Below are 24,947 nucleotides of genomic sequence, written 5' to 3'. Positions count from 1 at the left end.
TTCGATTAACCGACCACTGAAGGAATGCTAAGCACTAAGTTATTGGTAAAATCCATCATCTTAGTAACCAACCAATTACCCAAAAAGCTCAGAGCAAGTAAGGTGATTAATAAACGTGGTAGAAAACTCATGGTTTGTTCATTGATTGAGGTTGCCGCTTGGAAAACCGCGACAACTAATCCCACTAACAAACCAGGCACTATGATAGCACTTGTAATAATAATGATGGTGAACATAGCATCGCGCATTATGTCAACAAAGGCTTCTGGACTCATGGTTAGACTCCCATTCCAAAACTATTCGCTAAGGTTCCAAAAATAAGGTTCCAACCATCTACTAATACAAATAACATTAGTTTAAAGGGTAGCGACACAATCATTGGGGACAACATCATCATACCCATTGCCATAAGTATTGAGGCTACAACTAAATCCAGTATCAAAAACGGTATAAACAACATAAATCCAATTTGAAAGGCGGTTTTCAGCTCGCTAGTCACAAAAGCAGGAATCAATACAGTTAATGGCACTTGCTCAGGTTCGTCAAACTGACCTTCATAACCGCCGATTCTGACAAAAGTTTCCAAATCTGAAATGCGGGTCTGACTTAACATAAATTGACGCATGGGTTCTTTGGCATTCTCGAATGCTTGTTTAGACGTAATAGTTTCTTCTAAATAAGGCTGTAAAGCCGACGCGTTAATCTCATCAAACACAGGCGCCATAATAAACATGCTCAAAAATAAACTTACACCAATTAAAATTTGATTCGATGGTGATTGCTGCAAGCCAATGGCTTGACGCAATATTGATAACACCACAATGATGCGGGTAAAAGACGTCATTAGCATCACAAATGCAGGAATCAAACTCAGCGCAGTCATAATAAACAACGCTTGCAAGGTCATAGAATAATCTTGAGACCCGTCTGCATTTGTCGTGACGGTAACCGCCGGAATTCCAGGCCCTTGTTGCGCGAGAGCGTCTGGCATGAAACAACAAGAACCCACAACTACCATTATCCAGATTAACTTACGCATCGTTTTTTCCTTTCCCTGATATGGTTTGCGCCATTGCTTGCACCAACTTTTGTTGAAATCCTTGCTTTCCATCAATAGGTAATTGATTGGGACCAGCTTTTGTATTGGTCAGCGGCTTCTCAAGTTTGGCAAGGTGGTTGATATTATGTGCGGTTACGCCCAGCAAGTGCTGTTCATCACCAACTTCGATAACCATGACTTTTTCTTTAGTGCCTGCGACCAAACTCGCAACGACGCGCATTTGACCATTTCCAGCTTGAGTGACATTAAATCGACGCATTAAGTAGGCCATGGCAAAAATTATGGCGATTACAAATAAAAGCGACAGAAAAATGCTGATGAAGGTGCTTGTAGATGAAAGAGAATTTGTTTTCTCTTGCGCCCACAAAGGTGAATGGAAAAGCGTTGCAACTAGCCCGTAAACACAGGATTTACAACGCTTTAGACGCGTTTCTCTATTTGAGTTTTTTAATTCTTTCGACTTGACTAATAACATCCGTTAACCGAATACCAAATTTATCGTTAATCACTACTACTTCTCCATGAGCAATCAACGTGCCATTTACTAAAACATCTAATGGCTCACCTGCAACTCGGTCTAATTCCACGACTGAACCTTGGTTCAGTTGCAATAAATTACGAATACTAATATTTGTTCGTCCTACTTCCATAGAAATAGTAACGGGAATGTCTAAAATGGTCTCTAGTTTCTGGTCTTCACTAGATTTGACCGCATCTTCCGATAACTCATCCAGCTCAGCAGCCTGCACTTCGTCTTCTGCAGCTTGCTCGGCAGCTTCGGCGTCTGCCTGTTCAGCCATCGCGGCTTCCCAATCGTCTAAGCCTTCGCCTTCTTCGCTCATCGTTATATCCTCTTCAATATTGTGGCTAAGTCTTCTTCGAGTACTTGTAACTCTGCATCACTATCGATGACTTTGCCGTTTTTAGTAAATGAATTAAGTTCTGATTTCACCGACACAGGTCTAGGTATCTTGTCGGTTATCTTCAATGCAATTGCATCTCTGGATTGCCCTAACTTAGCTCTAAAGGTAGGTAAATCTTCCACCGAAACTGTGACAGTTTCCGGCATATTAATCGGAATAATATCCCCATCTTTATAATGAATAAGATCGTCAAGGGTGACATCTAAGTCCATAAAGTGCACTGACATGTCGACTTTTACGTCCATAATTTCATCACGTAGCGCTTTACTCCACCTGAAGTCAGTATCTTCCTTGTCGGTTTGCACCCCAGCGTCTAACATTTCACGTATAGGTTCTAGCATGGAATAAGGCAAGGACACATGGAAATCGCCGCCACCGCCATCAAGTTCTATATGGAAAGAACTAATGACAACTACTTCTGATGGACTTACGATATTGGCCATAGCTGGGTTTACTTCAGAATCCAAATATTCAAATGAAACGTCCATCACAGGACCCCAAGCTTCTTTATAATCTTCAAAAATTAGCTTAAGGAGCATTTGAATTATTCGTCTTTCTGTAGGGGTAAATTCTCGCCCTTCAATCTTTGCATGATAACGACCATCACCGCCGAAAAAGTTGTCTACCATGATAAAGACTAAGCGCGCCTCCATGGTAATAAGGCCTGTACCTTTTAGTGGTCTAAAGCGCACCATGTTCAAACTGGTAGGTACAAACAAGGTATGAATGTACTCGCCAAATTTGATCATTTGGATGCCGTTAATGGAGACCTCAGCCGAACGCCGCATCATGTTAAACAAACTCACGCGCATATGTCTGGCAAATCGTTCATTTACCAGTTCGAGCGTGGGCATGCGTCCACGTACGATGCGATCTTGAGAAGAAAAGTCATATTCTAGGGCTGAGCCGTCTTCCTCGACTTCCTCGACCTCTTCTTCTTCTACATCATCTACACCGTGTAACAGCGCATCAATTTCGTCTTGTGATAATAAATCGCTCACTCGTGATTATCCTGCTATTGTATTACGAAGCCAGTAAACAACACTTGTTCTACTACTGGATTACCTTCTAATTCATTCATCACTTTTCTTACTTGGTCAGTGGCCCTATCGCGTAATTCTTTTTTACCCACTTCAGTGACCAAAACATCGGCACTAGCGGCACTGAATACTTGCAATAAGTTAGCTTTAATCATAGGAATGTGGCGTGTTGCCCTATCCTGATTTTCCACACCTCTAACCATTAATTGCACGTCTATTTGCACCAATCTTTCACGGGTTATGCCTGGCGCATTAAATTGAAATGAATCAGGCATCGCCACATAAATTGCTTGACCTTTATTGTCAGCCATTTCTTCGGAACTTTCGCCTTCAGCTACTTCACCTTCTGCAACTGGCTCATCTGATCCCATTAGAAAGAAATACGCTGCTCCACCGCCTCCTGCGAGTAAAACGACAACAATAATGATGATAAGCATCAGCTTACTTTTTTTCTTACCACCCTCTTCTGTATTTAACTCTTCGTCTGCCATTATTTGCCTCGTATTAAATGTGTTATCCCGTTAGGCGTAGTAATCTATGCCACCCAAGGAACCACCGGAAATTCTCTGTTCAATTACAGACCCATGAAATTCTTCATGCTGATCAGAAAATCCAGTGTCAGAAACTTGACCCATACCTTGATTATCGGCAAATCCTTGCTGATCCTGACCTGAGCCTTTACTATCTTGCTGAACAGAAGACTGTCCTAACTGAATCCCCTGCTCTTGTAACATCTCTCGCAACCTTGGAACTGCTTGCTCCAAAGATTCTTTAGCTTGAATGGATTGCACGGCAAAGTTCACTGTCGCAGCATCACCATTCATATTTATACGTATTTGCATAGCGCCTAACTCAGGCGGATCCATTCTTATTTCCGCGGCAGTGTTACGCCCGTTTATCATCCAGCGGACTTTTTCTACCAATTGTTGTTGTCCCTCTGGCTTAAAAATATTCACTGCTTTATCTATACTTGTAGCACTTGAACTGGCTTGAGCAAGTTTCGTACCTTCTAGAGAAGTTTGTGCAATTTTTTCCATAGCTACTGTTTCAGCCTGCGTAAATAGCTGGCTAGCATGAAGTTGCGGATTTTGCTGAACACTAGATGCTAAGTTTAATGTGGCGGAGAATTGACTGATTGACTGGTCTAATTTTGGCAGTGCTTTGTCAGATATTTGAGTTTCGGTAGATGCCAAAGCTTCGCTCACAAGGGCTTTTAAATCTATCCCTGGTTCTCGACCTTGGGCCAACTGATTTTTAAATTCCTTTACACCACTTTGCAAGGCAGCAACAAATTCGTTGCCTTTTGATTCAGGCATACTAACCACCAGCTGTTGCACTCTTTGCTGCAGATTATCCAGCGCTTTTTCCAAGCGCTGTTCATCTAAAGCAATTAATTGTTTTAAAGGTTTATTTGCATCCTCAGAACTAGTATTTACCTTGATTTCGATTGATTTATTTTCTTGCAGAATAGGCCCTGTGTCTGCTTGTGCTAGACTTTGTTCTTCAGCAGTTTCCGCCAACATCTGATTCAATTGTGAGTCAACTGCTTTGATGGTTTCCTTCAAAGTCTGTAGATCAGTCTTATCAATAGCTTCAATAGTAGTTTCTTTGGCATCTAAGAGTTCATTTAGCGCTTTTGATATGGATGCAAGGATCTCTTTAGGAAGGTTTTCTAGATCAATGGTAGTAGATTCTTGGGCAGAAAACTGCTGAATAATATCTGCAACCTCTGTATTTGTCTCTACCGGTTGCTGTAGAAGTTGCTCCATTAAAGCTTGATCAAATGACTCTTGAGCTTGAGTTTCTGCACTGTTAAGGCTGTCGTTTTCTTGAGCCTCTTTCATTTGCGACATCAGATTTTCGATTGCTTGGCGTAATTCTTCGTTAACTACTTCCCCTTCAGTATTCGTATTCTGCTGCGCTTCTAAAATAGCTTGCAAATCTTCTTGGCTTAAATGCACGATAGCGAAATCAGCTTCTTCCTCTGACAAAGTTTCGACGTCGACTTGTTCTGTGTCTAGTAAACCACCATCAATGCCTTTTTGTTCGGATGCTAAGGTATCTTGGTTGATTGCTTTTACGCTGGTGACAAATTCTACGTAATTAAAATCAGCACCCGATTCCTGCAAAATTTGCGAATACTTTTCATAGTTATCAATAGCGACAATATATTCATCATCATGATCATTTTCATTATCTAGATTACTATCAGAATTTTCCGTTTTAGGTTTTTCTGCCCCACTAATTTTTGTATCAACGACTTGGTCTACCTGTTCCACGTTTTCCGGTTTTTGGGGAGATTTAGCGTTGACGTCGTCAGACAAAGGCTCAGGCGTATTTGCTTGTGGTTCACTATTTTGCTGGTGTTTATTTCCAGTTGGCTCGTCACCTTTTATTTTCTCAGCTCGAGTACGCGCGCCTTCAAAGGCTGAAACTTTTGGACTGGTTTGTTCTTGTAGTACTAATGAAAACTCTGTCCCGTCTTTTGGTTCAACTTTGACATCTACCGGCAATATTGGGGCGGCAATATCTTTTGTTTGGGTGGCAATTTGTTGCATCATATATAAAGTTTCCTAAACGCCGTATGTTAGCTATAGCATTGATTTAAATAACAATTTAAATATGCAATCAGCCGAGTTATCTACACTTTTGCAAATGGCATACCAAAATACTAACAACAATCTAAATCAAAAAATCTAAGTGTTTATATATGACGACATCTGTTAACTTATAGCGGAATTACCGTTAAACAAGAATATAGACCGGTCGTCATATAATTGCCCAGTGATAAACAAAAGTAGTTTAGTCTGAGTAAAAACCTATGGAGACAGTTATGAAATTAATTAAAGCAATTTTACTCAGCCTACTGCTTAGTATTTTCGCCTCTGCTACTCAGGCTTCAGACGATTACTCAGGTCAGTGGCGCGGACTTTTAGAATTTGCGCCTAATGCAGGTATTGTTTTAGGCGTTCAAATAAATAAAACCCATGATGGCTACATAGTGTTATTGGATAGTCCTAATCAAGGAATGCAGGATAAACCCGTTGATGAGTTTTCTATTACAGGTAACACCCTAGAATTTAAGGTTAAAGAATTAAATGCTTCTTTTAAAGGCTCATTTGATGGTGATTTACTTTCTGGCACTTTTAGCCAACAACGCAAGTTCCCCATTGAACTCAAACGTTTAGACGCAAAAAGTCTTGTTATGTTAGACAATGAAACCCGCTGGTTTGGTGACTTACAAATTTCTAAGAGCGCTACTTTACCATTAGTGTTAGCAGTGGCCGTGTTAAACAATCAGTACCACGTTACCTTAGATAGCCCACAACAACAAAGTTTCGGCATTCCGGTAGACAAATTTAGCATCACTAATGACGATTTGAGTTTCACATCAAGCATGCTAAATGCAAATTACCAAGCCGACTGGCAAGATGGGGAATGGGTAGGAACCTTTATTCAAGGTGCTGCTATGCCATTAACACTTAAAAAAAAAGCCCTCCCTCAATAATTCCTGAACTAGGCGATTTGACACCTTGGTTGTCTGAATACTTTGGACAACAAGGTGTCGCTATTGCGCTAATAACCGCTGAAGACACTTCTATTCTCACCCATGGTTTTGCAGATACTGCTCTGAAGCTAAAGGTTACTAAGGATACCCTTTTTGAAATAGGTTCTGTGAGTAAACCTGTCACCGCATTCGCTTTTGCCGAACCTGTAGCAACCCATAAAATTGATATACACAAACCAGTGATTAGCCAAATTTCCATCCAAGATCTAGCTACTGAAGATACAGTGCTAGCAAATATTACCTTGGCAGAACTGATGAGTCATAGCAGTGGATTACCTCGATTACCAACAAATATGCCGTTAGATGATCTGACAGATCCCTATGCTACTTACACTAAAGACATGTTATTTAATGATCTTGCCAACGTGAGTTTAGGTGAAAAAACATTCAGCTATTCAAATTATGGTTTCGGCGTTGTATCAACCTTGGCAGAAATTTATTTCAAAGCCTCATATCCGGACCTAATGCAGAAAAGAGTTTTCGAGCCTTTAGGCATGAAAACAGCCGCAATTGCAGTGCCAAATAAAGTTCCCGAAGCGCTAGCATCAGGATATGATATTAGTCTAGAACAAGTGAGTAATTGGCATTTTGATGCTTTAGCGGGTGCCGGCTCTGTTATTGCTTCGATACAAGATATGAAAACAATGGTGCAAAGTATTCTGCATAAAGAAGATACTACTTTAGCTATTCAAACTTGGGTAAATTTAGCTACCAATGAAGATAGCTCCATGACTATGGGCTGGATGCGACATGGGGAAGACTGGCTTTGGCATGCAGGTCAAACCGCTGGTTTTTGTGCTTTTGTCGCTTTTAACAAGGAAAAACAATTAGGAATCGTCATTTTGACAAACGTAGCAAAAAACATTACCAGTGCAGGTTTTTCTATCGCTAAACAAATGGAAGAAAAGTACTGATGAGGTTGTCCCTTTACGCAATAATTCAAGTAAGCGCTTGGGGGCTAGTCTACGCCTTTACGAGTACCATAATTGCCCAAAGACCTGTTAATCCTCCCTTTGAATTTTTATACGGCGCCATATTAATTACTTGCTCAGCACTTGGCTCTCACGGAATTCGATATCTGTATCGAAAGTTGGTGAAAAATTGGGTTATGTGGCAGCAAATCCTTTATTTTATTCTCGCCAGCATCTTCTTTGCAGCCATGGCCGTGAGCGTCATGATTAGCATTGTGTTTATTCTTTCTACCACTGACTACGCATTCCCAATTCCCGCGAGTCAGCGTTGGTTTGTAATAAAATCAGTGTTCACTGGCAACTTTTTAAATATGCTTGCGCTACTATTTTTATGGTGCGCACTCTATGTTTCTATAAGCTACTGGCGCCAATTAAAGCAAACTCAAAAACTTCTACAGGATACTCAACTAGATGCGTTAACCAATCAATTAAAGCCGCATTTTTTGTTTAATAGTTTGAATAATATTCGAGCGCTTATATTAGAAGATCCAGAGCGCTCTCGAACGATGTTGGCGGTTTTATCTGACATGCTAAGGTACGCCCTTAATCAAGAACAAAGTGTTAAGGTGACAGTAGAAAAAGAAATGGGATTCGTGCGGGATTACCTTGCTTTGTGCAGTATCCAATTTGAAGATAGATTACATACAGAAGAGTTAATAGACGAAAACTGCACCAGATGTTTGGTGCCTAGAATGTTATTGCAGCTCTGTGTAGAAAATTGCATCAAACACGGACTCAGTCATAGTGTTTCTGGCGGTACAATTGGAATACAAATAAATAGTGAATCATCTAAACTGATAGTGATAGTCACTAATCCCGGTATCTTAAAGCAAGACAAACTCAAATCCGGTATTGGTATTGCCAATATCCGCCGCCGTTTAGCTTTATTGTATGATGGAGATGCATCCATCGACCTAAGTCAACAAGATGACGCTGTGGTCACTAAAATTTGTTTACCCTTGGAGTTGGGATAATGAAAGTTCTTATTGTTGACGATAGTCGACTGGCACGAGTGGAATTAAAACAACAACTTGAAAGCATAGATGGCATTGATGAAATACAAGAAGCCAGTAACATTATTGAAGCGAAAACCAGGGTTGAACAATACACGCCAGATCTATTATTACTCGACATTAATATGCCAGGGGGCGACGGTTTTCAGTTATTGGACCAACTTGATCACCCACCTCAAGTGATTTTTGTTACTGCTTATGATGATTATGCCCTTAAATCTTTTGATTATGATGCGAAAGATTATTTATTAAAGCCAGTAACCCGAGAACGCTTGATTACCGCATTGGATAAGCTTCCGGCTTATTCCAATAAAGTATGCGACGTTTTGACCATGGACAGTCAGGTGTTTTTAAAAGACGGTGAACATTGTTTCTTTGTGCCACTGCACAAAATTATCGCCTTCGAATCTATAGGCAATTACAGCAAAGTCTATCTTGAAGCAAAAACGCCCTGTATTTATAAGAATTTGACGGCGTTAGAAAGCCGCTTGCCTCAAGCGTCCTTTTTTCGTGCCAGTCGCAGTTGGATATTCAATACCCAATATATAGAACACATAGAAGCCTCTATTAGCAATGGTTTCGAGGTAACACTTAAAAATGGACTAGAGCTAGAAATTTCGCGCAGACAGGCAGTGCTGTTTAAACAACGATGGTCGTTGTAGCCAGATTCTAGCACTAGCCAATTCAGATTATTAAGGTTAACATCCGAGCAAATTAGCTAGCATTATACTGACTATGATTACTCAACTAACCGCCTTACAAGCCCGTGTAATTGGGGTTTTATTGGAAAAAGAAATTACCACCCCTGATCAATACCCCCTATCTTTGAACAGCTTAACCTTGGGCTGTAACCAAAAAAGCAATCGCGAACCTGTATTGCAACTTAGCGAACAAGAAGTGCAAAATGTATTAGACGAACTAGACGGTAAAAACTTATTGTTCCAGCAAGCTTCTGGTCGAGTAGTTAAGTACAAGCACAGATTTTGTAATACAGAATTTAGCAGTTTAAAATTTTCTCCACAACAAAGGGCCATTATTTGCGTTCTGTTGTTAAGAGGACCACAAACACCGGGAGAATTACGAACCCGCACCAATCGTCTGGCAGATTTTGCCAATGTACAAGAAGTAGAAGATTGCCTAACGTCTTTGAGCGACTTTAATAGCGAGACACTAGTAGTCAAACTGCCAAGAGAACCAGGCAAACGAGAGTCTCGTTATAGCCAGATGTTTAATCCTCACGATATAGAAAGTGACTTTGAATCTAGTTTTCAGGTGCAAACTGAATCATTGCAATCAGATGATGCTTTGCAACAGGCGCTAGAAAGAATAGCAGCGCTAGAAGCAGATGTTTTACAATTGAAAGCTAGACTAGATGACTTGGAAAATTAACGTAAACAGGATTCAGATTTCCTTATCCACTCAGGGCTAGATAATCAACTAGCCCCAAAGTTATCTAGTTATCGAATTTTTTCAAACACACTGCATTCAGACAAGCTATGTTGAAATTTTCGCTTGGTTTCACGAATTACAAAGGGGATTTCCACAGGGCCAAAAACACGTTTAAAATGAGGCGCCAGCGCTGATTCTAACGCATTGGTTGACGTTAAGGTTTCCCCTGTAGATTCCTTGTAACCGCCTAACCATTCATTTTTTTCTGTATACTCGGTAAGCCAAGTAAATGGCGAAGTAATCACTAAAATCCCCCCCACATTTAGCCGTTCTGTGACTATCTTAAGCACTTTGCGCGGGCTATAAACTCTATCCAACAAATTGCCCATGAAAATAAGGTCGTAGTTATCGTATTTGGTTGCCAGATTACAGGCATCGCCCTGCATAAAGGCAATATTCGGTGCTTTGGATAGCCCTAATGCACTTAACCTTTGTACATGAAACGAGGTTAATTCCCCTTCATCAACTAGGGTATATCGAATCTCAGCACTTTCCTGAAATGCCGCTGCTACTTTGATAAAACGCGCTGAAAAATCAACCCCATCCACATGCTCAAACGCTTTTGCCAATTCAAACGAAGCTCGACCCACTGCACACCCAAGATCTAGCGCTTTACGTTTAGGTTTATCTTCCATCTGTTTAAGACATAGTTGCGCGCATGCTTTTGGGAAATTAGGTACACCAAAGTATTCACTGCCATAGTGGAATTCACAATACTGAGAAATTTGGGTGTCACTTTCGTAATCTAAATCAGAGACTTGAATATCTAAGTCTGATTCGATGTAACGGAATCCAGCGTGTTGGAAAAAGTGCCGACGAAAAGCGTAACGACTATCTTTACTGGCCTCATTTCCTGTGGAGATCCAACTCCCGCCTTTAATCAAATTATGTTTATTGTCAAAAGTAGGTGTGGTGAAATCATCATATAAAGGATGTACTTTAAATCCTTCTAAAGGATAAATAGGCGTTTCCGTCCATTGCCAAACATTGCCAATAATATCAAAAAAGTCGCCGTGAGCATTAACGTCAACCGGCATAGAGGAAGCAAATTTTGATAAATGAATATTAGCATTTTCACTGTATCTTGCTTGTGTCAAACCAACAAAGTCGCGAAGTCTCAACCACTCATGTTCTGATGGTAAGCGTAAATTTTTACCCGTCTTTTCACTTTTCCAATTACAAAATGCCTTTGCTTCATGATAATTCACATCAACCGGCCAGTTTAAAGGTAATGGTATTTCCTCTAACATGGTTCGATATAGGATACCTTCTGGGGTTTTTCGCCAAAAGTGCGGATGTGTCGCTTGCGTGTATTCTCGCCACTGCCAACCTTCATCTTCCCAATATTCACTATTTAGATACCCATTTTCTTGTACAAAGGCTAAGAATTCGCCATTGGAAACTAAGTATTGAGACGCTTTAAAACTAGCAACGTCGGCATTATCGGCACCATATTCGTTATCCCAGCCATAAATGTTGTCATCAAAATTTTTACTTCGACTCACCTCACCTTGGGACACTTGGATGAGTCTATTTTCTGGATTCGAAGCAGAATTTGGGCATGCAGGCCAGTCAGCAGAGCCTTGTACATAAGATATATCCAGTTGACGAATCAAAACTGAGGACGTTTCAAGGTGAATTCGCTCGTGCTCAATGCCCATGATGATTGGCCACATAGGACTGTCCCAATCAATGGGCATAGTAAATTCAATATTCTGAATAATCTCAGTCACTACTTCTTTAACTTGTTGGCGATATGAGCGAACTTCCTCTACCTTGGGCCAGTTGTAGTTGGTTTCGTTGAGATCGTCCCAACTCATCTCATCCACGCCAACGGCAAACAATGACTCAAATTTTGGTTGAATTCGTTGCTTTAGAGCTTTTGCTAGGACTAACTTATTAATATAAAAAGTGGCTGTATGACCAAAATAAAAAATTAAGGGGTGACGAAGTTTTTCCGGTCGCTGATAAAAAGCCTGTTGGTCTTTAAGTACTGAAAAAAGTGATTCATAAGTGGAAAAGGCATCAAGAAAATATGACAGTATTTCTTTGCGTTTTTCCTCAACCGTACCTTCCCGTAAATCGGGGGTATGGGGATGCTTCATGTATTGCCCCTAAAAATTAAACTAACAGAAATTAGATGTTCATTTTTACTGTAAAAATACTTACTTATTTGTCACGCAATAAGATTTATTTGCATGTAATCTAACACAAATTCAAATCCGCGACATGCCAAATCTTATTGCGGAGTCATAGTAGAGCCTGTTTATCTTTATGCATTATTCGTGCTGAAGGTCATCTAGTTACTTTTAGGCGCTTCACCAAATCGACCAAGCATTTTTAACGCGCATGGAATTACCAACATAGAAATGATGGGACTTAACACCATGCCCCCAAGCATGGGCGCTGCTATACGCTGCATAACTTCATTACCGCTCCCTTCACCCAACATGATAGGTAGCAAACCCGCAATGATAGTTATTACCGTCATTGCTTTTGGTCTAACTCTTTGTAGAGCCCCTTGGTAGATGGCTTTATCGAGAGGTAAATCGGTATCTTGGCGAACCCGATTAATGTATAACAACATGATTACCCCAAATTCAGCGGCGACCCCCGCCAGTGCAATCATCCCCACGGCCACGGCCACTGACATTTCATAGCCGAGCAAATAAACTAACCACAAACTGCCAGAAAGCGCGATTGGCAAACTAGCCATGACTAAAAACGCCTGCACAAACGAATTAAAGGTCAGATATAACAAGACCAGTATGATTAATAAGGTCAAGGGCACCAAATATTGCATGCTTTGTTCGGCCCGTTGCATATATTCATATTGCCCGGTAAAAGTAACGCTTGATCCTATTGGCAAATTCACTTCGGTTTGCAAATGTGATTGGGCTTTTTGAATGTATGCAGCAATATCGACATTGTCCTTTAGATCCACAAATACCAAGGCCATTAATCGACCGTTTTCACTTTTTATAAGGGCTGGCCCATCTGCTATCTCAATACTCGCCACTTGTCCCAAAGTGAGCCATTGTCCGTTATTTCCTCGCATTGGCAGGTCCCGTAATTGCTCAGGCGATTGACGATAATCTTGAGGAAAACGCAAATTAATGCCAAATCTTTTGTCACCCTGTACACTAATGCCAATTTCATCTCCACCTACAGCGTAACGTACCAACTGTTGTACTTGCATGATATTCAAACCGTATTGTGCTAAAGCGAGTCGATTAGGTACTATTTCAATGTAACGCCCAGATCTGGCGCGTTCAGCAAAGGCGCTTTGGGTTTCAGGTAAATCTCCCAGAGCTTGCTCAACCGCTACTGCTGTTGCTTGTAATTGGGTTAAATTAGTACCTGAAATTTTAAGCCCTACAGGGGTTTTGACACCTGTTGATAACATGTCGATTCGGGTTCGTATCGGCTGTACCCAAGCATTGGTCAATCCAGGTACTTGTACTCGCTGATCAAGCTCCGAAATTATGTCATCTAACGTAATGCCTGGGCGCCATAAGCTTATATCTTTCAATTGAATGGTGGTTTCTAGCATTGTAAGCGGTGCAGGATCTGTCGCTGTATTTGCCCTACCTACTTTACCAAACACAGAGGCTACCTCTGGTTGTGTCTTAATTAAACGATCAGTTTGTTGCAAGAGCTCCCCTGCTTTAGCTGGTGAGACGCCTGGTAAGGTGGTTGGCATATACATGAGATCACCTTCTTGCAAATCAGGCATAAATTCGCTGCCCATTTTTTGCCAAGGATAATAAGCAGATCCTGCTATTGCGATTGCAAATAAAATAGTCAACCAAGGTAATTTTAATGACAGTTTTAACATGGGCGCATAAAGCCAAGTAAGTACTCGACTGATGGGATTAACTGATTCATCTTTTATATGTCCTCTTACCAACAAACTAAGTAGCACTGGTACTAGGGTAATTGCGAGTAGCGCTGAGGCTGCCATAACTAGCGTCTTAGTCATAGCTAAAGGACCAAATAACTTGCCCTCTTGAGACGTAAGACCGAACACTGGAATAAAACTCAAGGTAATGATTAATAGCGAAATAAAAAGTGCCGGACACACCTCAAAACAAGACTTTTTGACTATTTCCCAGTGTGCTTTCCCTTTTGCCACTTTGCCTTGAGTCTGTTGATAATGATGTAAATGTTTATGCAGGTTTTCTATCATTACAATTGCGGCATCGACTAGAGCACCAACAGCAATGGCGATACCACCTAAACTCATAATATTAATGCGCACATCGAGCAACCACATAACCACAAAGCCTAGCAAAACCGCCAAAGGTAGACTGATCATGGCGACTAGGGTCGAACGTAGGTGCCATAAGAAGAGTAAACAAACTACAATTACCACAATAATTTCTTGCAGTAGCTTGTTCTGTAAATTATCCACCGAACTTTGAATCAAGGTTGAGCGGTCGTAAACAGTTCGGATTTCAACCCCTTCCGGTAGTCCTTTGGCAAGTTGTTCAAGTTTGGCTTTAACACTATTGATGACTGTCATTGCATTTTCACCTTGACGCATCACCACTATGCCGCCAACGACTTCTCCTTCTCCATTTAATTCGGCAATACCACGTCGTAATTCAGGGCCATTTGTTACTACAGCTACATCTTTTAATAGCAAAGGGCTAGCTTGCGCACTCATAATCCCTAAAGGTATTTGTTCAATTTGTTCAATGCTTGTGAGATAGCCTTGGCTACGAATCATATATTCGGCTTCCGCCATCTCTATAATACCCCCACCAACTTCTCCATTATTGGCTGAAACTGCGTCCATAACTTGTTGAATACTCAAGTTGTATTGGGTTAACCGTTGTGGATCTAATACTATTTGATAGGTCTTTTTCATGCCGCCAACGGTTGCCACTTCGGACACCCCTGGTACAGATTGCAATTCTAATTTTAGAAACCAGTCTTGTAAGGTCGTCAGGTCTCCCAAATGTTGATTTCCCGTGGTATCTGTTAACGCATATTGATATATCCAACCCACACCACTGGCGTCAGGTCCAAGCTCTGGCTGAGCAGACGCAGGCAATTGAGAGCTAATTTGATTCAAATATTCTAAAACGCGGGTTCTTGCCCAATATATATCGGTGCCATCTTCAAAAATAATGTATATATAAGAATCACCAAAAAACGAAAAACCTCTTACTGTTTTAGCTTTGGGTACTGCTAATAGTCCAGTAGACAATGGGTAGGTAATTTGCTCTTCAACTAACTGAGGTGATTGACCTGGATAGCTGGTTTTTACGATAACTTGTACGTCACTTAAATCAGGTATAGCATCCACTGGAATTCGCTGCAGGCTTAAATATCCATAGATGCCTAACACCGTGAATATTAGCAATACTATGGCCGGAAAACGCATACTACGATCTATTAAAAATTTAATCATAATAGGATCCTAGTGGTTGTGAGACTGCGGCATAACAGTCTTTTCATCATGTTCTGATAGGCCATTGCTAAAATGAGATAAGCTGGCTTCAGAATCTAATAAGAACTGTCCTGAAGTCACCACTCTTTCATCGATAGATAACCCTTGCCGAATTTCGACCAGATCATCAGTAATCACTCCAATGGCTACTTTGCGCTGGACAAATTCTTGGTCGTTTGTCTGCACAATAACTCTTGATGATTTGCCAGTTCTAATCAGTGCTTGCAACGGAATATACAACACATCATTTAGTGCTTGAGTTTGAATTTCAAGCTTTGCCAGCATCCCTGGTTTAAGTGTTTGCTTTTGATTTGGTACATCGACCCGTAATTTCATTGTGCGAGTGTTAGGGTCCATATCAGGGTAAATAAAACTTATAGGCGCTGACAGATCATTAATGTCAGCAGCAGGAACCGATAGATTGACCTTGAGATTCTGTTCTATCAATGGCGCATTAGATTCAGATACATCCGCAACTATCCACACTTCACTGCGATCCGCTATCATCATCATTTCTTGCGCAGGTTGAACATACATTCCCTCACGGACATCAAGTCTATCAACCACACCTGATTGGCGAGCATAATAAGGCAATTGATAGATAGACTTTTTGGTGTTTGCTATTCGTTCAATTAACGCATCATCTACGCCTAATAAACTCAAACGTTTCTTTCCTCTTTCAATCAGTTCTGGATTACTGATACCGCTGGCCAAAAGGGATAAAAAATCATCTTGGGCAACAATTAATTCCGGTGAATAAATTTCATACAATAAGTCGCCTTTTTTAATGGCTTCACCCAAGCTATTTACCGCCAATTTCTCTATCCATCCACTTACCCTTGAATGAATATGTCTGATTTTTGTTTCGTCATACTCTACGCTTCCATAGGCTAGTATGACGGGTTGTATGCTTCCCCTTTGCACAAGCGCAGTTTGAATTGCCAGACTTTGTTGCATAGCCCCTGAGACCTGTACACTCGGTCCCTTAGATGTTTGCGCTGATTTTTTGGGAACTAAATCCATGCCACAAATAGGACAAGTCCCAGGGTGATCCTTGACAATATGCTCATGCATGGGACAAACATATTGGCTAGCGGTAGATTCAAATAGATTATCCAACTGCATTGATGGCATGCTTTGCATAGTATCCATTGATTCATGATCATCTTCACCATGCATCTCCAACATCTCATCGTCAGTATGTTCGTTCGATGTTTTCTTCGCCACCAAATCCATGCCGCAAATCGGACAATCTCCGGGGGTGTCGCTGGTAATATGATTGTGCATCGGACAAATATAAATCGGTTGGTCATTTTGAGCACGAAGCTCTTCAGTAGAAAGGCTGTATAACCCAGCAACAAGTAGGAAATATACAAAATAATTGCGCATGAGTACGCTCCATCAAACATTAAAAATTAAACTTTTTGTGTCTTTGGATTAAACAAATCCAAAGCACTTGACATCATTTTAAAATTTAATTGATGGGGGGATTATCAGCTCTAGGACAGGGGAACTATATGCCGTGATAACTGTGGCGATGTTATGGTCGCTTGAAAGTTCAGGTGCATGCGCTTGTATAGAGGTCGCTAAGGCTATAAAACCTGTGGCGCCGTGACAGTGACTACAATTACCTTCACAATTTGCCATTGCTAATCCACAGGTACCATTGTCGCAACAGTCATTTTCTTGCGCTTGGGTTGACTGCATAGCCTCAACATCAGAGTGCATGCTCTGCATGTGGCAATCCGTCATATCTACTTCAAAACTTTGCGCGCTTGGGCTAAAAGTTAAGTTGAAGATTAACGTAAGTGAAAATAGTATCGTCAACAATTTCATGGAGTTATGATAGCAATTCAAATTTAACTCAGCAAATTTACCAAGACAAATTATTAGAAGTTTTATGCATAGTACAATATTAGACATAAAAAAGCCGCTGAAAATTTCAACGGCTTTTAAAATTAACTCAATATTTTATACTTTAAATTGTTCTACATTTTGTGACAAGCGGCTTGCCGTCTGTTCTAAACTTAACACAGCATTAGTCGTTTGATTCACCGTTTCAACACTATTGTTGCTATGCTCATGTAGGGCAACAATATTACCGTTAATTTCATCTGTGGCTTCACTTTGTTGCTGAGTGCCAGTGGCAATTTGTGAAATTAAGTCACTAGCTTTATCGACAGATTGATTGGCTTGTTCTAATGACGATTTTACCGTATTTGATGCATTAACCACTTGTTCAACCTGAGAGTTACCCTTTTGTATAGCTTCTACAGCCTCGGTAACACCCTTACCAAACCCAGACAACATACTGTTGATGTCTTCTGTTGACTGTTGTGTTCTACTTGCAAGTGTGCGAACTTCGTCTGCAACAACCGCAAAGCCTCTGCCCTGTTCTCCGGCGCGTGCAGCTTCTATGGCCGCGTTAAGTGCGAGCAAGTTAGTTTGGTCGGCAATATCTCTAATAACATCTAGTACTGAAATAATATGCTTTGACTCGTCCGCTAGATTAGTGATTACGTCACTTGCATGCACAATTGATGAAGACAAGGACGATATATGTGAAACCGAAGCAGTCACCGATTTTGTTGAATCAATACTGAGTTCTTTGGCAGAGTTAATATACTCTAATGCGTTATTTGAACTCAGGGCGACCTCTTTTACTGCATAACTCAATTCGTTAACAGCCGCAGCGATGTTATCAAGGTTGGCATTTTGTTCATTTACAATCACTTTATTTTGCGCAGAAGAACCGTTCAATTCAATAACTGAGTCATTTAAACTACTGGCATCGTTTTTGATCGTAATAACCAATTGTTGTAGTTTTGACATCCAAAGATTAAATGCATGAGCAAGTTGAGAAAGCTCATCTTTACCATTCTCATCTAGTCGAACTTTAAGGTTGCCTTCACCCTCGCTAATGTCTTTCATTACTTTCAATAGTTGATCTAGTCGATTGGTAATAAGGCGTGGACCATAAATGATACTAACGGCACAAACAATTAAACTAATTAAAATCATCACTGTCAGTTGAGTCGCCTCTGAAGTGCCTATATCCTTAGCATTCGTCGTCGCCTTATCAGCATGTAATTTCAACTCACCACCGATAACGTCATAATGTTCTCTTAACCTATCAAAATTACCAATAACAGTTTGTTCATAAAACTGGGTGGCTTCTAACGCACTTCCTGTCTTCGCCATCTCTAAGGTTTTTTCTGAACTGGCTAACCAAGTATTATAATCTTGGTTGAAATTTCTAATTTTAGCTAACGATTCTGGGTATCCCACCATGAGGGATTTAACTTTTTCCATCCTGTCAAGCGCTTGCTGAGCGTTTTCATTAAACGTTTCTAGGTTTTTACTTTCTGTACCCAAATCCAATGAAGCAGACAACAAATAATTTTGTGCAGCGGCATGAGCTTGATATAAATCTCTATCAGCATTTAACGCTAAATTTATCCCTTCTAAAAAGGTATCAGAAATTGTATTTGTGGTTGTTAATAGTCGACTGTTTCCTAAATAGCTAACAGTTGCCATTATGGCGATAAGCAAAGTAATTAAAACGATAGGAAAGGCAAATTTGGCTCTAACCGAATAGTTTTGAGATTCTAGCATCAGTAATGTCCTCAAAAGACGCAAATCGTTGTGATTTTGTTCATATGACTATATCGGCAGATTTTAAATTTGATAAAATTATTTTTTTAAACTTAAGTATAATTCAACTAAAAACTTAAGTTGCCTAGATGGATGTCGATATCCTCGTTAACAATCATTATATTCACACCAATTAAGGGGAAAATCCTTATGTCCAATCCCACTGCAATTATCGGCAGAATGTTGTTAGCCGCGTTTATTATGTTATTAATCGGTAAGCCCGCTTTTTCTGAAGAGGGTTCTATTGGCGAACTTTATTCAAAGATAAATGTTAATGCCCAGCTTTCAGATGAAGGTGGCGATCAATTTACTGAAATTAGAAGTAACAACTCATGGATTGGAGTTAAAGGTGATGTTGAAGTCGATGACGACTTGACAGTCGTTTACCGATTGGAATGGAAAGTCGATATTACTGGCGAATCAGGTAGCGATAATATATCAGCTCGTCCACAGTATGTTGGTCTAAGATCTAAAACCTTAGGTGAACTTACTATTGGCCGAAATTTTACCCCTGTATGGGCGCCAGGTCGTGCTTTAGATCTATTTAACCATTATGAAGGTGATATAAAAGTCCTATGGGAAGGTGAAAACAGACTCACCGACGTAGTTACTTATATTACACCTACATTCAATAACTTTCGCATTGAAACTCTGTACCAAGCAGATAAATCAGAGGGCGGTGATTCAGCAGTATCCAGTGCGCTTTTTTACGGTGACCGTAAATTGAAAAAAACTAGTTTATACGCGGGTATCGCCCATGATTTTGATGTAGAAGATTATGATGTAACACGCATATTCGCTCGATTTAAACTAGCAGGTGCTCAGATAGGTGCTATGTATCAAACCCAAGAACCAGCGGTTGGCGGAGAAAGTGAAAACGGTGTGTTGTTAAACGCCAGCTACAAAGTGAAAAACATTGACTACAAAATCCAATATCAAACCCTTGAAGATGATTCCAACTTCAACATTGGATTAGATTATATTCTTTCAAAAAGCCTTAAACTCTATACTTGGTATAGCCTTATTGATAAAGAAGACGTGGAAGATAAAAGCTATTTTGCTTTGGGTATTCAATACAATTGGTCTTTTAAATTCTAAGCGCTCTATAAGTAAAGGTAAAAGCGGCTTTTAGCCGCTTTTTTTATGACAGAAAGTGAGAGAAGTCATGCTTGGCTAGGCGTTGATTCTATAATGGGTGAAAACCTCTCCGCGTCTAAAATCTTCTCTGCGACTATCACTATTTCGCGATGAAATTTAGACGGTACTACACGATAGGCTAGTGATAACAAGGCCTTTTTCTTTCCATTAGTATTTTTATGGAACCTGTAGGTTGTTGCAGTTGCGACAAATCCACTGGCTTCTAAACAACTGACGACTTCCTTTGAAGAGTATTCACGGATATGTCCCATGTGCCCTACGCCGCGAAGTTTTGCAAATTCATGAACGGGATCTGCGATGCTTCTACCGGTTATAAACCTTGCCACAGACGGTAACGAATATACATTTGGGGTTGTTAATAACAACTTACCTCCCGGCTTCAATACGCGGTTAAGTTGACTGAGTGTAAAGGGTAAATCAATCCTTAAATGCTCGAAGACTTCACTAAAGACTATGCATTCAAAAGCGTTATCAGGAAATGGTAAGGGTGCAGTTTCAATGTCGCAAGCATGAACATCTAAGCCAAACGCTTGGATTATTGGTGCCATACGCTCCGGTGCGAGATCTACCCCGGTAACATCTAAATCATGCAATGCTAATATAGCTGTCATATGGCCGGGTGCAGAACCAATTTCTAAAATAGGGCCTTTAGGATTAAGTGCCAATAATAAAGCTAAGTCGGCTTGGAATCGTTTTTTATGATCGGTGAAATAACCTTTTTGCCAAGGGTCTATTGGGCTATCAGGATGTTGTAAAAAGTTCTCTACAATTTGGAATGTGTGAAGATCCATCTCAATTGATTCCGGTAAGGAGTTGAAAATAGATTATTCATAAAATGGTTAAATTGCAATGGGGATTGGGAGATTCCAAATCAAGTTTGGAATGACGACGTGTGGTTTGGAATGACGACGTGTGGTTTGGAATGACGACGTGTGGTTTGGAATGACGACGTGTGGTTTGGAATGACGGCGTGTGGTTTGGAATGACGAGTTTGGTTGGGAATGGCGAACTAGAGTTGCAATAAAGGGTAAAGAAATTAGTACCCCATAGAACTCCGGCTGCGATGAAACCGCTGGGAGGCAATCTCGTCGAACAGTTTCTGCTCTTTCTTTTGTTCTAACATCTGAGCTTGAATTCGACGTTTTTGAATAAGCGCTTCAACCGCTTTAGTTTTCTTTTGCTGCAAAAGCCACTGTTGCTTGCGCTGATTCTCGGCCATTACACCTTGGTTAATAATATTAATTTGTTGCTGACAGGCTTTATCCAGCTTAGCTACAAAATTTTGGTGCTGAATTAAGGTTTTCGCTCCTACACCTTGATTCACTTTTTGCTTAATTTGCTTTAGGTATTCTAGTCGATAGTTTTCCAATCCTGATAACTTTCGTTGATTATCAAAAACATACTGCTTAGCCGTTTGATAATGTTGTAAAAGGGTGTTCTCTTTCTTTTTTTCAATATCTACCACTAGTTGTAATTGCTGAATACTCGCCATAATTTACGTCCTCTATTTACCGCCCCGTAGACCTGAGTCTAGGGTGGTGAGTGTTTCTAAGGCATTATCGAAAGGCACTACCTGTGATGTTTGCTGCTGTAAAAATGCATTAATAGCAGGTGCGGCAGCAATAGATAAATCGATTAATTGATCACTTCCTTTGGCATAAGCACCTAAGTTAATCAGATCTTTATTCTGTCGATAGGCTGAATACACACGTTTTAAGTTGCGTGCACTGGCTTCATGCTCAGGGCTAACCACTTGGGGCATGACACGTGAAATAGAAGCTTCGATATCAATGGCTGGATAATGGCCAGACTCAGCTAATTCTCTTGATAATACAACATGACCATCCAAAATAGCGCGAGCGGCGTCAGCAATGGGATCTTGCAAGTCATCGCCTTCGGTCAATACAGTATAAAAAGCGGTGATTGAACCTTGATACTGATTACCATTCCCCGCCCTTTCCACTAAGGCAGGTAATTTGGCAAATACTGAAGGTGGGTAGCCTTTAGTCGCTGGAGGTTCTCCAACAGCCAAGGAAATTTCACGTTGTGCCATAGCATATCGAGTTAACGAATCTATCAACAACAGGACATTTTTGCCCTGGTCTCTAAAATACTCAGCTATGGTCACTGCAGTTTCACTGCCTTTTAAGCGCATCAATGGTGATGTATCAGCCGGTGCTGCTACCACTACCGCTTTTTGACGTTCCTCTGGAGATAAAATATCGTCAATAAATTCTTTTACTTCTCGCCCACGCTCACCAATTAAACCAACCACTACAACGTCGGCTGTGGTACCACGAGTCATCATGCCCATAAGCACACTTTTACCCACGCCACTGCCCGCAAACAACCCCATTCTCTGTCCTTTACCCACAGTAAGAACTGAGTTAATGGCGCGCACGCCAACATCCAAGGGTTCTTTCACTGGTTTTCTTTGCAGTGGATTTATCGGCGGCGGGCTGGTAGACACTCTATGACTGCATTGAATTGGTCCTTGACCATCTAATGGCTTTCCATTGGCGTCTATTACGCGACCAAGCAATGCATCCCCAACCGCTAATCCAGTATCCATCGAAATCGGTTCAACCATAGAGCCTGGCACTATGCCTTGAATAGATTCTGCTGGCATTAAATACGTAATATCATCTGCGAAGCCCACTACTTCTGCTTCGACTTTTCCTGTGGTCGTTCTGACCAAACATCGACCGCCAATAGGAATTTGACAACCGACAGCTTCCAAGGTTAGTCCAACTCCCCGCACCAGTTTGCCAGAAGAAATTGGCGTAGGTTCTGCTACTTGTTCACGCAAATCGCGAAAACTATCAATCAGCTCTTGGATCATTGTTGATTCCTTGGGCCAAAAGCACTTGTGAAATGACTTGTTCGCTACGTCTTTTGATCGACAAATCTACTGCATTTTGCTTAGTGGTAATTTTGCAGCCACCTTTTGCCATGGATTCATCGGGTACCAACTGCCAATGCATTTCTTGATTATGTTGCGGCTGGTTTGAGAAATCCTGTAAGTATGCCTGTACCGTTGAAATCTGTGATGGATGCAAATGAATACTGGTGACTAAGTCATTTAACGGCAATGTCGCTATGCCCTTTTCTATAGCGTCGGTAATCAAGCTCTCATCATGTTCAATTTGTTTACCCACAATGGCATTCGCCATGGTCACAGTTAACAAGGTAAGTTCTTTTTTCAATTCGGAGGTAACTTGTTTAAACGGCTGATGGAGTTGCTCTAAAATTGCTGTTAATTCAGCTAATTTTGCCTGAATATCTTGTTCAGCTTGGGCCATTCCTTCCTCGAATCCAGCTTGTTTAGCGTCTTCAAAACCGAGTTGTTTTCCTTCTTCGTAACCTTGTGTTTTTCCAGCCTCTTTGCCTTCAGCTTGGCCTTGTTCAAAGCCTTCTTGATACGCAGATTTACGGATCGCTTCTATATCTTCTGCTGTTAACGGACGAACATCTTCCTCTTCTTCAGGGGGCTCATATTTCCATTTATTGTAAGGTTTATTTAATGCATTGGTTTTTGCATCATCTTCTGCCAAAGCATCATCGACAGATGGCAAATTCCAAAGCTTAGCCTCACTAAATTCAGTTTTGTCGTCGGCTTGTGTCATTATACAAACTCTTCACCGCCACCGCCGCCAAGCATAATTTCACCGGCGTCAGCTAAACGTCTTGCAACTGATAGAATTTCTTTTTGTGCGGTTTCAACTTCACTTAAGCGTACTGGTCCCATAGCTTCTATATCATCAAGTAACATTTCCGCGGCGCGTTTAGACATATTCTTAGTGAATTTTTCTCTAAGATCTTCATCCGCACCTTTAATCGCTTTCATTAATGATTCTTGCTGTACTTCTCTGAGAAGCGCTTGAATACCTCTATCATCTACATCAATCAAGTTATCAAATACAAACATAAGGTCTTGAATCTGTTGACTCATTTCTTCGTCTTGTTCTCTGATAGCATCCATCAATTGATTTTCGATGTTGGTATCTAGATAGTTCATGATGTTGGCAGCTGCTTTTAAACCGCCCATTTTGGCTGCTTGAGCACCGGCCTGGCCGGCAAATTGTTTCTCCATAATTTCGTTTAGTTCTTGTAATGCCGCAGGTTGAACTTCTTCTAAGTTGGCTACACGCATTAACAGATCTAAACGTACTTTTTCTGGGAACTGGGCCAAAATTTCAGCCGATTGTTCTGGCTCTAAATACGACATAACAATGGTTTGAATTTGGGGGTGTTCATTGCGAATAATAGTCGCAACCTGTTTTGAATCCATCCATTTAAGAGATTCAAGGCCTTTTGCGCCACTGCCCGCCATAATCTGATCAAGTAGGTGTGCAGCTTTGTCTTCACCCAATGCAGAAATAAGCGCTCGGCGAACAAAGTCTTCACTCTTAAAGCCTATGGTCGAGTAGTTCTGAATTTCTTCAATAAAATGTTTATGCACGGCCGTTATCTTTGGCTGTGTCATATCATCCATACTTGCCATTGCCGATCCAAGTACTTGAACCTGTTTTGGCTCCATGAATCGTAGGATCTGAGCAGCATCATCTTCCGTTAAGCTTAATAACAGGATGGCTGCCTTTTCTATACCTTCGAGCTTAGCAACGTCATATTCTACTTCTTGTTCTACCATTT

23 protein-coding genes are annotated in these 24,947 nt (G+C 40.8%); 6 read left to right on the top strand and 17 right to left on the bottom strand.

Features of this window, described 5'->3' with window-relative positions; genetic code table 11:
• Positions 1-5: 5 nt before the first annotated feature.
• From fliQ to ACNKW3_RS14125, 7 genes are read right to left on the bottom strand one after another with little or no spacing between them, the layout of a single operon-like run.
• Complete coding sequence (gene fliQ / locus ACNKW3_RS14155) at positions 6-275, bottom strand: flagellar biosynthesis protein FliQ (protein ID WP_427399959.1); 270 nt, start codon at positions 273-275, stop codon at positions 6-8.
• Between the two features lie 2 nt (positions 276-277).
• Positions 278-1,018, bottom strand: coding sequence for a flagellar type III secretion system pore protein FliP (gene fliP, locus ACNKW3_RS14150; protein WP_427399986.1), 741 nt, complete (start codon positions 1,016-1,018; stop codon positions 278-280).
• Between the two features lie 13 nt (positions 1,019-1,031).
• Positions 1,032-1,535 (bottom strand): flagellar biosynthetic protein FliO, encoded by a 504-nt coding sequence (fliO, locus tag ACNKW3_RS14145; protein ID WP_427399958.1) that lies wholly within the window; start codon positions 1,533-1,535, stop codon positions 1,032-1,034.
• A complete protein-coding gene (gene fliN, locus ACNKW3_RS14140; protein WP_427399957.1) occupies positions 1,495-1,902 on the bottom strand; it encodes a flagellar motor switch protein FliN in 408 nt (135 codons plus the stop codon). Before fliN ends, fliO begins: the two co-directional genes overlap by 41 nt.
• 2 nt (positions 1,903-1,904) lie before the next feature.
• The gene (gene fliM / locus ACNKW3_RS14135) at positions 1,905-2,984 is read right to left on the bottom strand and encodes a flagellar motor switch protein FliM (RefSeq protein ID WP_427399956.1); all 1,080 of its coding nucleotides are present in this window, start codon (positions 2,982-2,984) and stop codon (positions 1,905-1,907) included.
• 14 nt (positions 2,985-2,998) lie between these two features.
• On the bottom strand, positions 2,999-3,514 hold the full coding sequence (fliL, locus tag ACNKW3_RS14130; RefSeq protein WP_427399955.1) for a flagellar basal body-associated protein FliL: 516 nt from the start codon (positions 3,512-3,514) through the stop codon (positions 2,999-3,001).
• A gap of 30 nt (positions 3,515-3,544) precedes the next feature.
• Positions 3,545-5,584: a flagellar hook-length control protein FliK gene (locus tag ACNKW3_RS14125; RefSeq protein WP_427399954.1), complete on the bottom strand. Its 2,040-nt coding sequence runs from the start codon at positions 5,582-5,584 to the stop codon at positions 3,545-3,547.
• Positions 5,585-5,856: 272 nt separating this feature from the next.
• Between ACNKW3_RS14125 and ACNKW3_RS14120 the strand changes: the two genes are divergently transcribed.
• The 5 genes from ACNKW3_RS14120 to ACNKW3_RS14100 all read left to right on the top strand — a co-directional run bounded on the left by ACNKW3_RS14120 (position 5,857) and on the right by ACNKW3_RS14100 (position 9,964).
• Entirely contained in the window at positions 5,857-6,531 is a 675-nt protein-coding gene (locus tag ACNKW3_RS14120) for a hypothetical protein (RefSeq protein ID WP_427399953.1), read from the top strand.
• A 29-nt stretch (positions 6,532-6,560) separates the two neighbouring features.
• Positions 6,561-7,505, top strand: coding sequence for a serine hydrolase domain-containing protein (locus ACNKW3_RS14115; protein WP_427399952.1), 945 nt, complete (start codon positions 6,561-6,563; stop codon positions 7,503-7,505).
• Positions 7,505-8,536 carry a sensor histidine kinase gene (locus ACNKW3_RS14110; RefSeq protein WP_427399951.1) on the top strand — a complete coding sequence of 344 codons (1,032 nt, stop codon included), beginning with the start codon at positions 7,505-7,507 and terminating at the stop codon, positions 8,534-8,536. Before ACNKW3_RS14115 ends, ACNKW3_RS14110 begins: the two co-directional genes overlap by 1 nt.
• Entirely contained in the window at positions 8,536-9,237 is a 702-nt protein-coding gene (locus ACNKW3_RS14105) for a LytR/AlgR family response regulator transcription factor (RefSeq protein ID WP_427399950.1), read from the top strand. Before ACNKW3_RS14110 ends, ACNKW3_RS14105 begins: the two co-directional genes overlap by 1 nt.
• A 73-nt stretch (positions 9,238-9,310) precedes the next feature.
• On the top strand, positions 9,311-9,964 hold the full coding sequence (locus ACNKW3_RS14100; protein WP_427399949.1) for a YceH family protein: 654 nt from the start codon (positions 9,311-9,313) through the stop codon (positions 9,962-9,964).
• Positions 9,965-10,032: 68 nt separating this feature from the next.
• Here ACNKW3_RS14100 and ovoA read toward each other — a convergent pair whose 3' ends face one another.
• The 5 genes from ovoA to ACNKW3_RS14075 form a co-directional block, all read right to left on the bottom strand.
• On the bottom strand, positions 10,033-12,129 hold the full coding sequence (gene ovoA / locus ACNKW3_RS14095; protein ID WP_427399948.1) for a 5-histidylcysteine sulfoxide synthase: 2,097 nt from the start codon (positions 12,127-12,129) through the stop codon (positions 10,033-10,035).
• Between the two features lie 194 nt (positions 12,130-12,323).
• A complete protein-coding gene (locus ACNKW3_RS14090) occupies positions 12,324-15,443 on the bottom strand; it encodes an efflux RND transporter permease subunit (protein WP_427399947.1) in 3,120 nt (1,039 codons plus the stop codon).
• A gap of 9 nt (positions 15,444-15,452) precedes the next feature.
• Positions 15,453-16,871: an efflux RND transporter periplasmic adaptor subunit gene (locus ACNKW3_RS14085; RefSeq protein ID WP_427399946.1), complete on the bottom strand. Its 1,419-nt coding sequence runs from the start codon at positions 16,869-16,871 to the stop codon at positions 15,453-15,455.
• Positions 16,872-16,949: 78 nt separating this feature from the next.
• Entirely contained in the window at positions 16,950-17,219 is a 270-nt protein-coding gene (locus ACNKW3_RS14080; protein ID WP_427399945.1) for a hypothetical protein, read from the bottom strand.
• 234 nt (positions 17,220-17,453) lie between these two features.
• A complete protein-coding gene (locus ACNKW3_RS14075; protein WP_427399944.1) occupies positions 17,454-19,097 on the bottom strand; it encodes a methyl-accepting chemotaxis protein in 1,644 nt (547 codons plus the stop codon).
• Positions 19,098-19,286: 189 nt separating this feature from the next.
• On the opposite strand from ACNKW3_RS14075, the gene ACNKW3_RS14070 reads away from it, so the two are divergent.
• On the top strand, positions 19,287-20,234 hold the full coding sequence (locus ACNKW3_RS14070; RefSeq protein WP_427399943.1) for a porin: 948 nt from the start codon (positions 19,287-19,289) through the stop codon (positions 20,232-20,234).
• A 65-nt stretch (positions 20,235-20,299) separates the two neighbouring features.
• On the opposite strand, the gene ACNKW3_RS14065 is transcribed toward ACNKW3_RS14070, so the two are convergent.
• From ACNKW3_RS14065 to fliG, 5 genes are all read right to left on the bottom strand, one after another.
• Entirely contained in the window at positions 20,300-21,085 is a 786-nt protein-coding gene (locus ACNKW3_RS14065; RefSeq protein ID WP_427399942.1) for a class I SAM-dependent methyltransferase, read from the bottom strand.
• A 245-nt stretch (positions 21,086-21,330) separates the two neighbouring features.
• Positions 21,331-21,786 (bottom strand): flagellar export protein FliJ, encoded by a 456-nt coding sequence (gene fliJ / locus ACNKW3_RS14060; RefSeq protein WP_427399941.1) that lies wholly within the window; start codon positions 21,784-21,786, stop codon positions 21,331-21,333.
• 12 nt (positions 21,787-21,798) lie between these two features.
• Entirely contained in the window at positions 21,799-23,136 is a 1,338-nt protein-coding gene (gene fliI / locus ACNKW3_RS14055; protein ID WP_427399940.1) for a flagellar protein export ATPase FliI, read from the bottom strand.
• Positions 23,117-23,920 carry a flagellar assembly protein FliH gene (locus tag ACNKW3_RS14050; RefSeq protein ID WP_427399939.1) on the bottom strand — a complete coding sequence of 268 codons (804 nt, stop codon included), beginning with the start codon at positions 23,918-23,920 and terminating at the stop codon, positions 23,117-23,119. The genes fliI and ACNKW3_RS14050 overlap by 20 nt, the downstream gene beginning before the upstream one ends.
• Complete coding sequence (gene fliG, locus ACNKW3_RS14045; RefSeq protein WP_427399985.1) at positions 23,920-24,945, bottom strand: flagellar motor switch protein FliG; 1,026 nt, start codon at positions 24,943-24,945, stop codon at positions 23,920-23,922. Before fliG ends, ACNKW3_RS14050 begins: the two co-directional genes overlap by 1 nt.
• Positions 24,946-24,947 lie beyond the last annotated feature (2 nt).

Source organism: Glaciecola sp. 1036, assembly GCF_050306235.1.
Lineage (GTDB): Bacteria > Pseudomonadota > Gammaproteobacteria > Enterobacterales > Alteromonadaceae > Glaciecola.
The sequence above is the reverse complement of the archived record's forward strand: the minus strand, read 5'-3'. Positions and strand labels throughout refer to the sequence as shown.

Coding starts and splice junctions, on each gene's coding strand:
- fliQ (WP_427399959.1), bottom strand. CDS start 275: ATGAGTCCAGAAGCCTTTGTTGACATAATGCGCGATGCTATGTTCACC.
- fliP (WP_427399986.1), bottom strand. CDS start 1,018: ATGGTAGTTGTGGGTTCTTGTTGTTTCATGCCAGACGCTCTCGCGCAA.
- fliO (WP_427399958.1), bottom strand. CDS start 1,535: ATGTTATTAGTCAAGTCGAAAGAATTAAAAAACTCAAATAGAGAAACG.
- fliN (WP_427399957.1), bottom strand. CDS start 1,902: ATGAGCGAAGAAGGCGAAGGCTTAGACGATTGGGAAGCCGCGATGGCT.
- fliL (WP_427399955.1), bottom strand. CDS start 3,514: ATGGCAGACGAAGAGTTAAATACAGAAGAGGGTGGTAAGAAAAAAAGT.
- ACNKW3_RS14125 (WP_427399954.1), bottom strand. CDS start 5,584: ATGATGCAACAAATTGCCACCCAAACAAAAGATATTGCCGCCCCAATA.
- ACNKW3_RS14120 (WP_427399953.1), top strand. CDS start 5,857: ATGAAATTAATTAAAGCAATTTTACTCAGCCTACTGCTTAGTATTTTC.
- ACNKW3_RS14110 (WP_427399951.1), top strand. CDS start 7,505: ATGAGGTTGTCCCTTTACGCAATAATTCAAGTAAGCGCTTGGGGGCTA.
- ACNKW3_RS14105 (WP_427399950.1), top strand. CDS start 8,536: ATGAAAGTTCTTATTGTTGACGATAGTCGACTGGCACGAGTGGAATTA.
- ACNKW3_RS14100 (WP_427399949.1), top strand. CDS start 9,311: ATGATTACTCAACTAACCGCCTTACAAGCCCGTGTAATTGGGGTTTTA.
- ovoA (WP_427399948.1), bottom strand. CDS start 12,129: ATGAAGCATCCCCATACCCCCGATTTACGGGAAGGTACGGTTGAGGAA.
- ACNKW3_RS14090 (WP_427399947.1), bottom strand. CDS start 15,443: ATGATTAAATTTTTAATAGATCGTAGTATGCGTTTTCCGGCCATAGTA.
- ACNKW3_RS14085 (WP_427399946.1), bottom strand. CDS start 16,871: ATGCGCAATTATTTTGTATATTTCCTACTTGTTGCTGGGTTATACAGC.
- ACNKW3_RS14080 (WP_427399945.1), bottom strand. CDS start 17,219: ATGCAGAGCATGCACTCTGATGTTGAGGCTATGCAGTCAACCCAAGCG.
- ACNKW3_RS14075 (WP_427399944.1), bottom strand. CDS start 19,097: ATGCTAGAATCTCAAAACTATTCGGTTAGAGCCAAATTTGCCTTTCCT.
- ACNKW3_RS14070 (WP_427399943.1), top strand. CDS start 19,287: ATGTCCAATCCCACTGCAATTATCGGCAGAATGTTGTTAGCCGCGTTT.
- ACNKW3_RS14065 (WP_427399942.1), bottom strand. CDS start 21,085: ATGGATCTTCACACATTCCAAATTGTAGAGAACTTTTTACAACATCCT.
- fliJ (WP_427399941.1), bottom strand. CDS start 21,786: ATGGCGAGTATTCAGCAATTACAACTAGTGGTAGATATTGAAAAAAAG.
- fliI (WP_427399940.1), bottom strand. CDS start 23,136: ATGATCCAAGAGCTGATTGATAGTTTTCGCGATTTGCGTGAACAAGTA.
- ACNKW3_RS14050 (WP_427399939.1), bottom strand. CDS start 23,920: ATGACACAAGCCGACGACAAAACTGAATTTAGTGAGGCTAAGCTTTGG.
- fliG (WP_427399985.1), bottom strand. CDS start 24,945: ATGGTAGAACAAGAAGTAGAATATGACGTTGCTAAGCTCGAAGGTATA.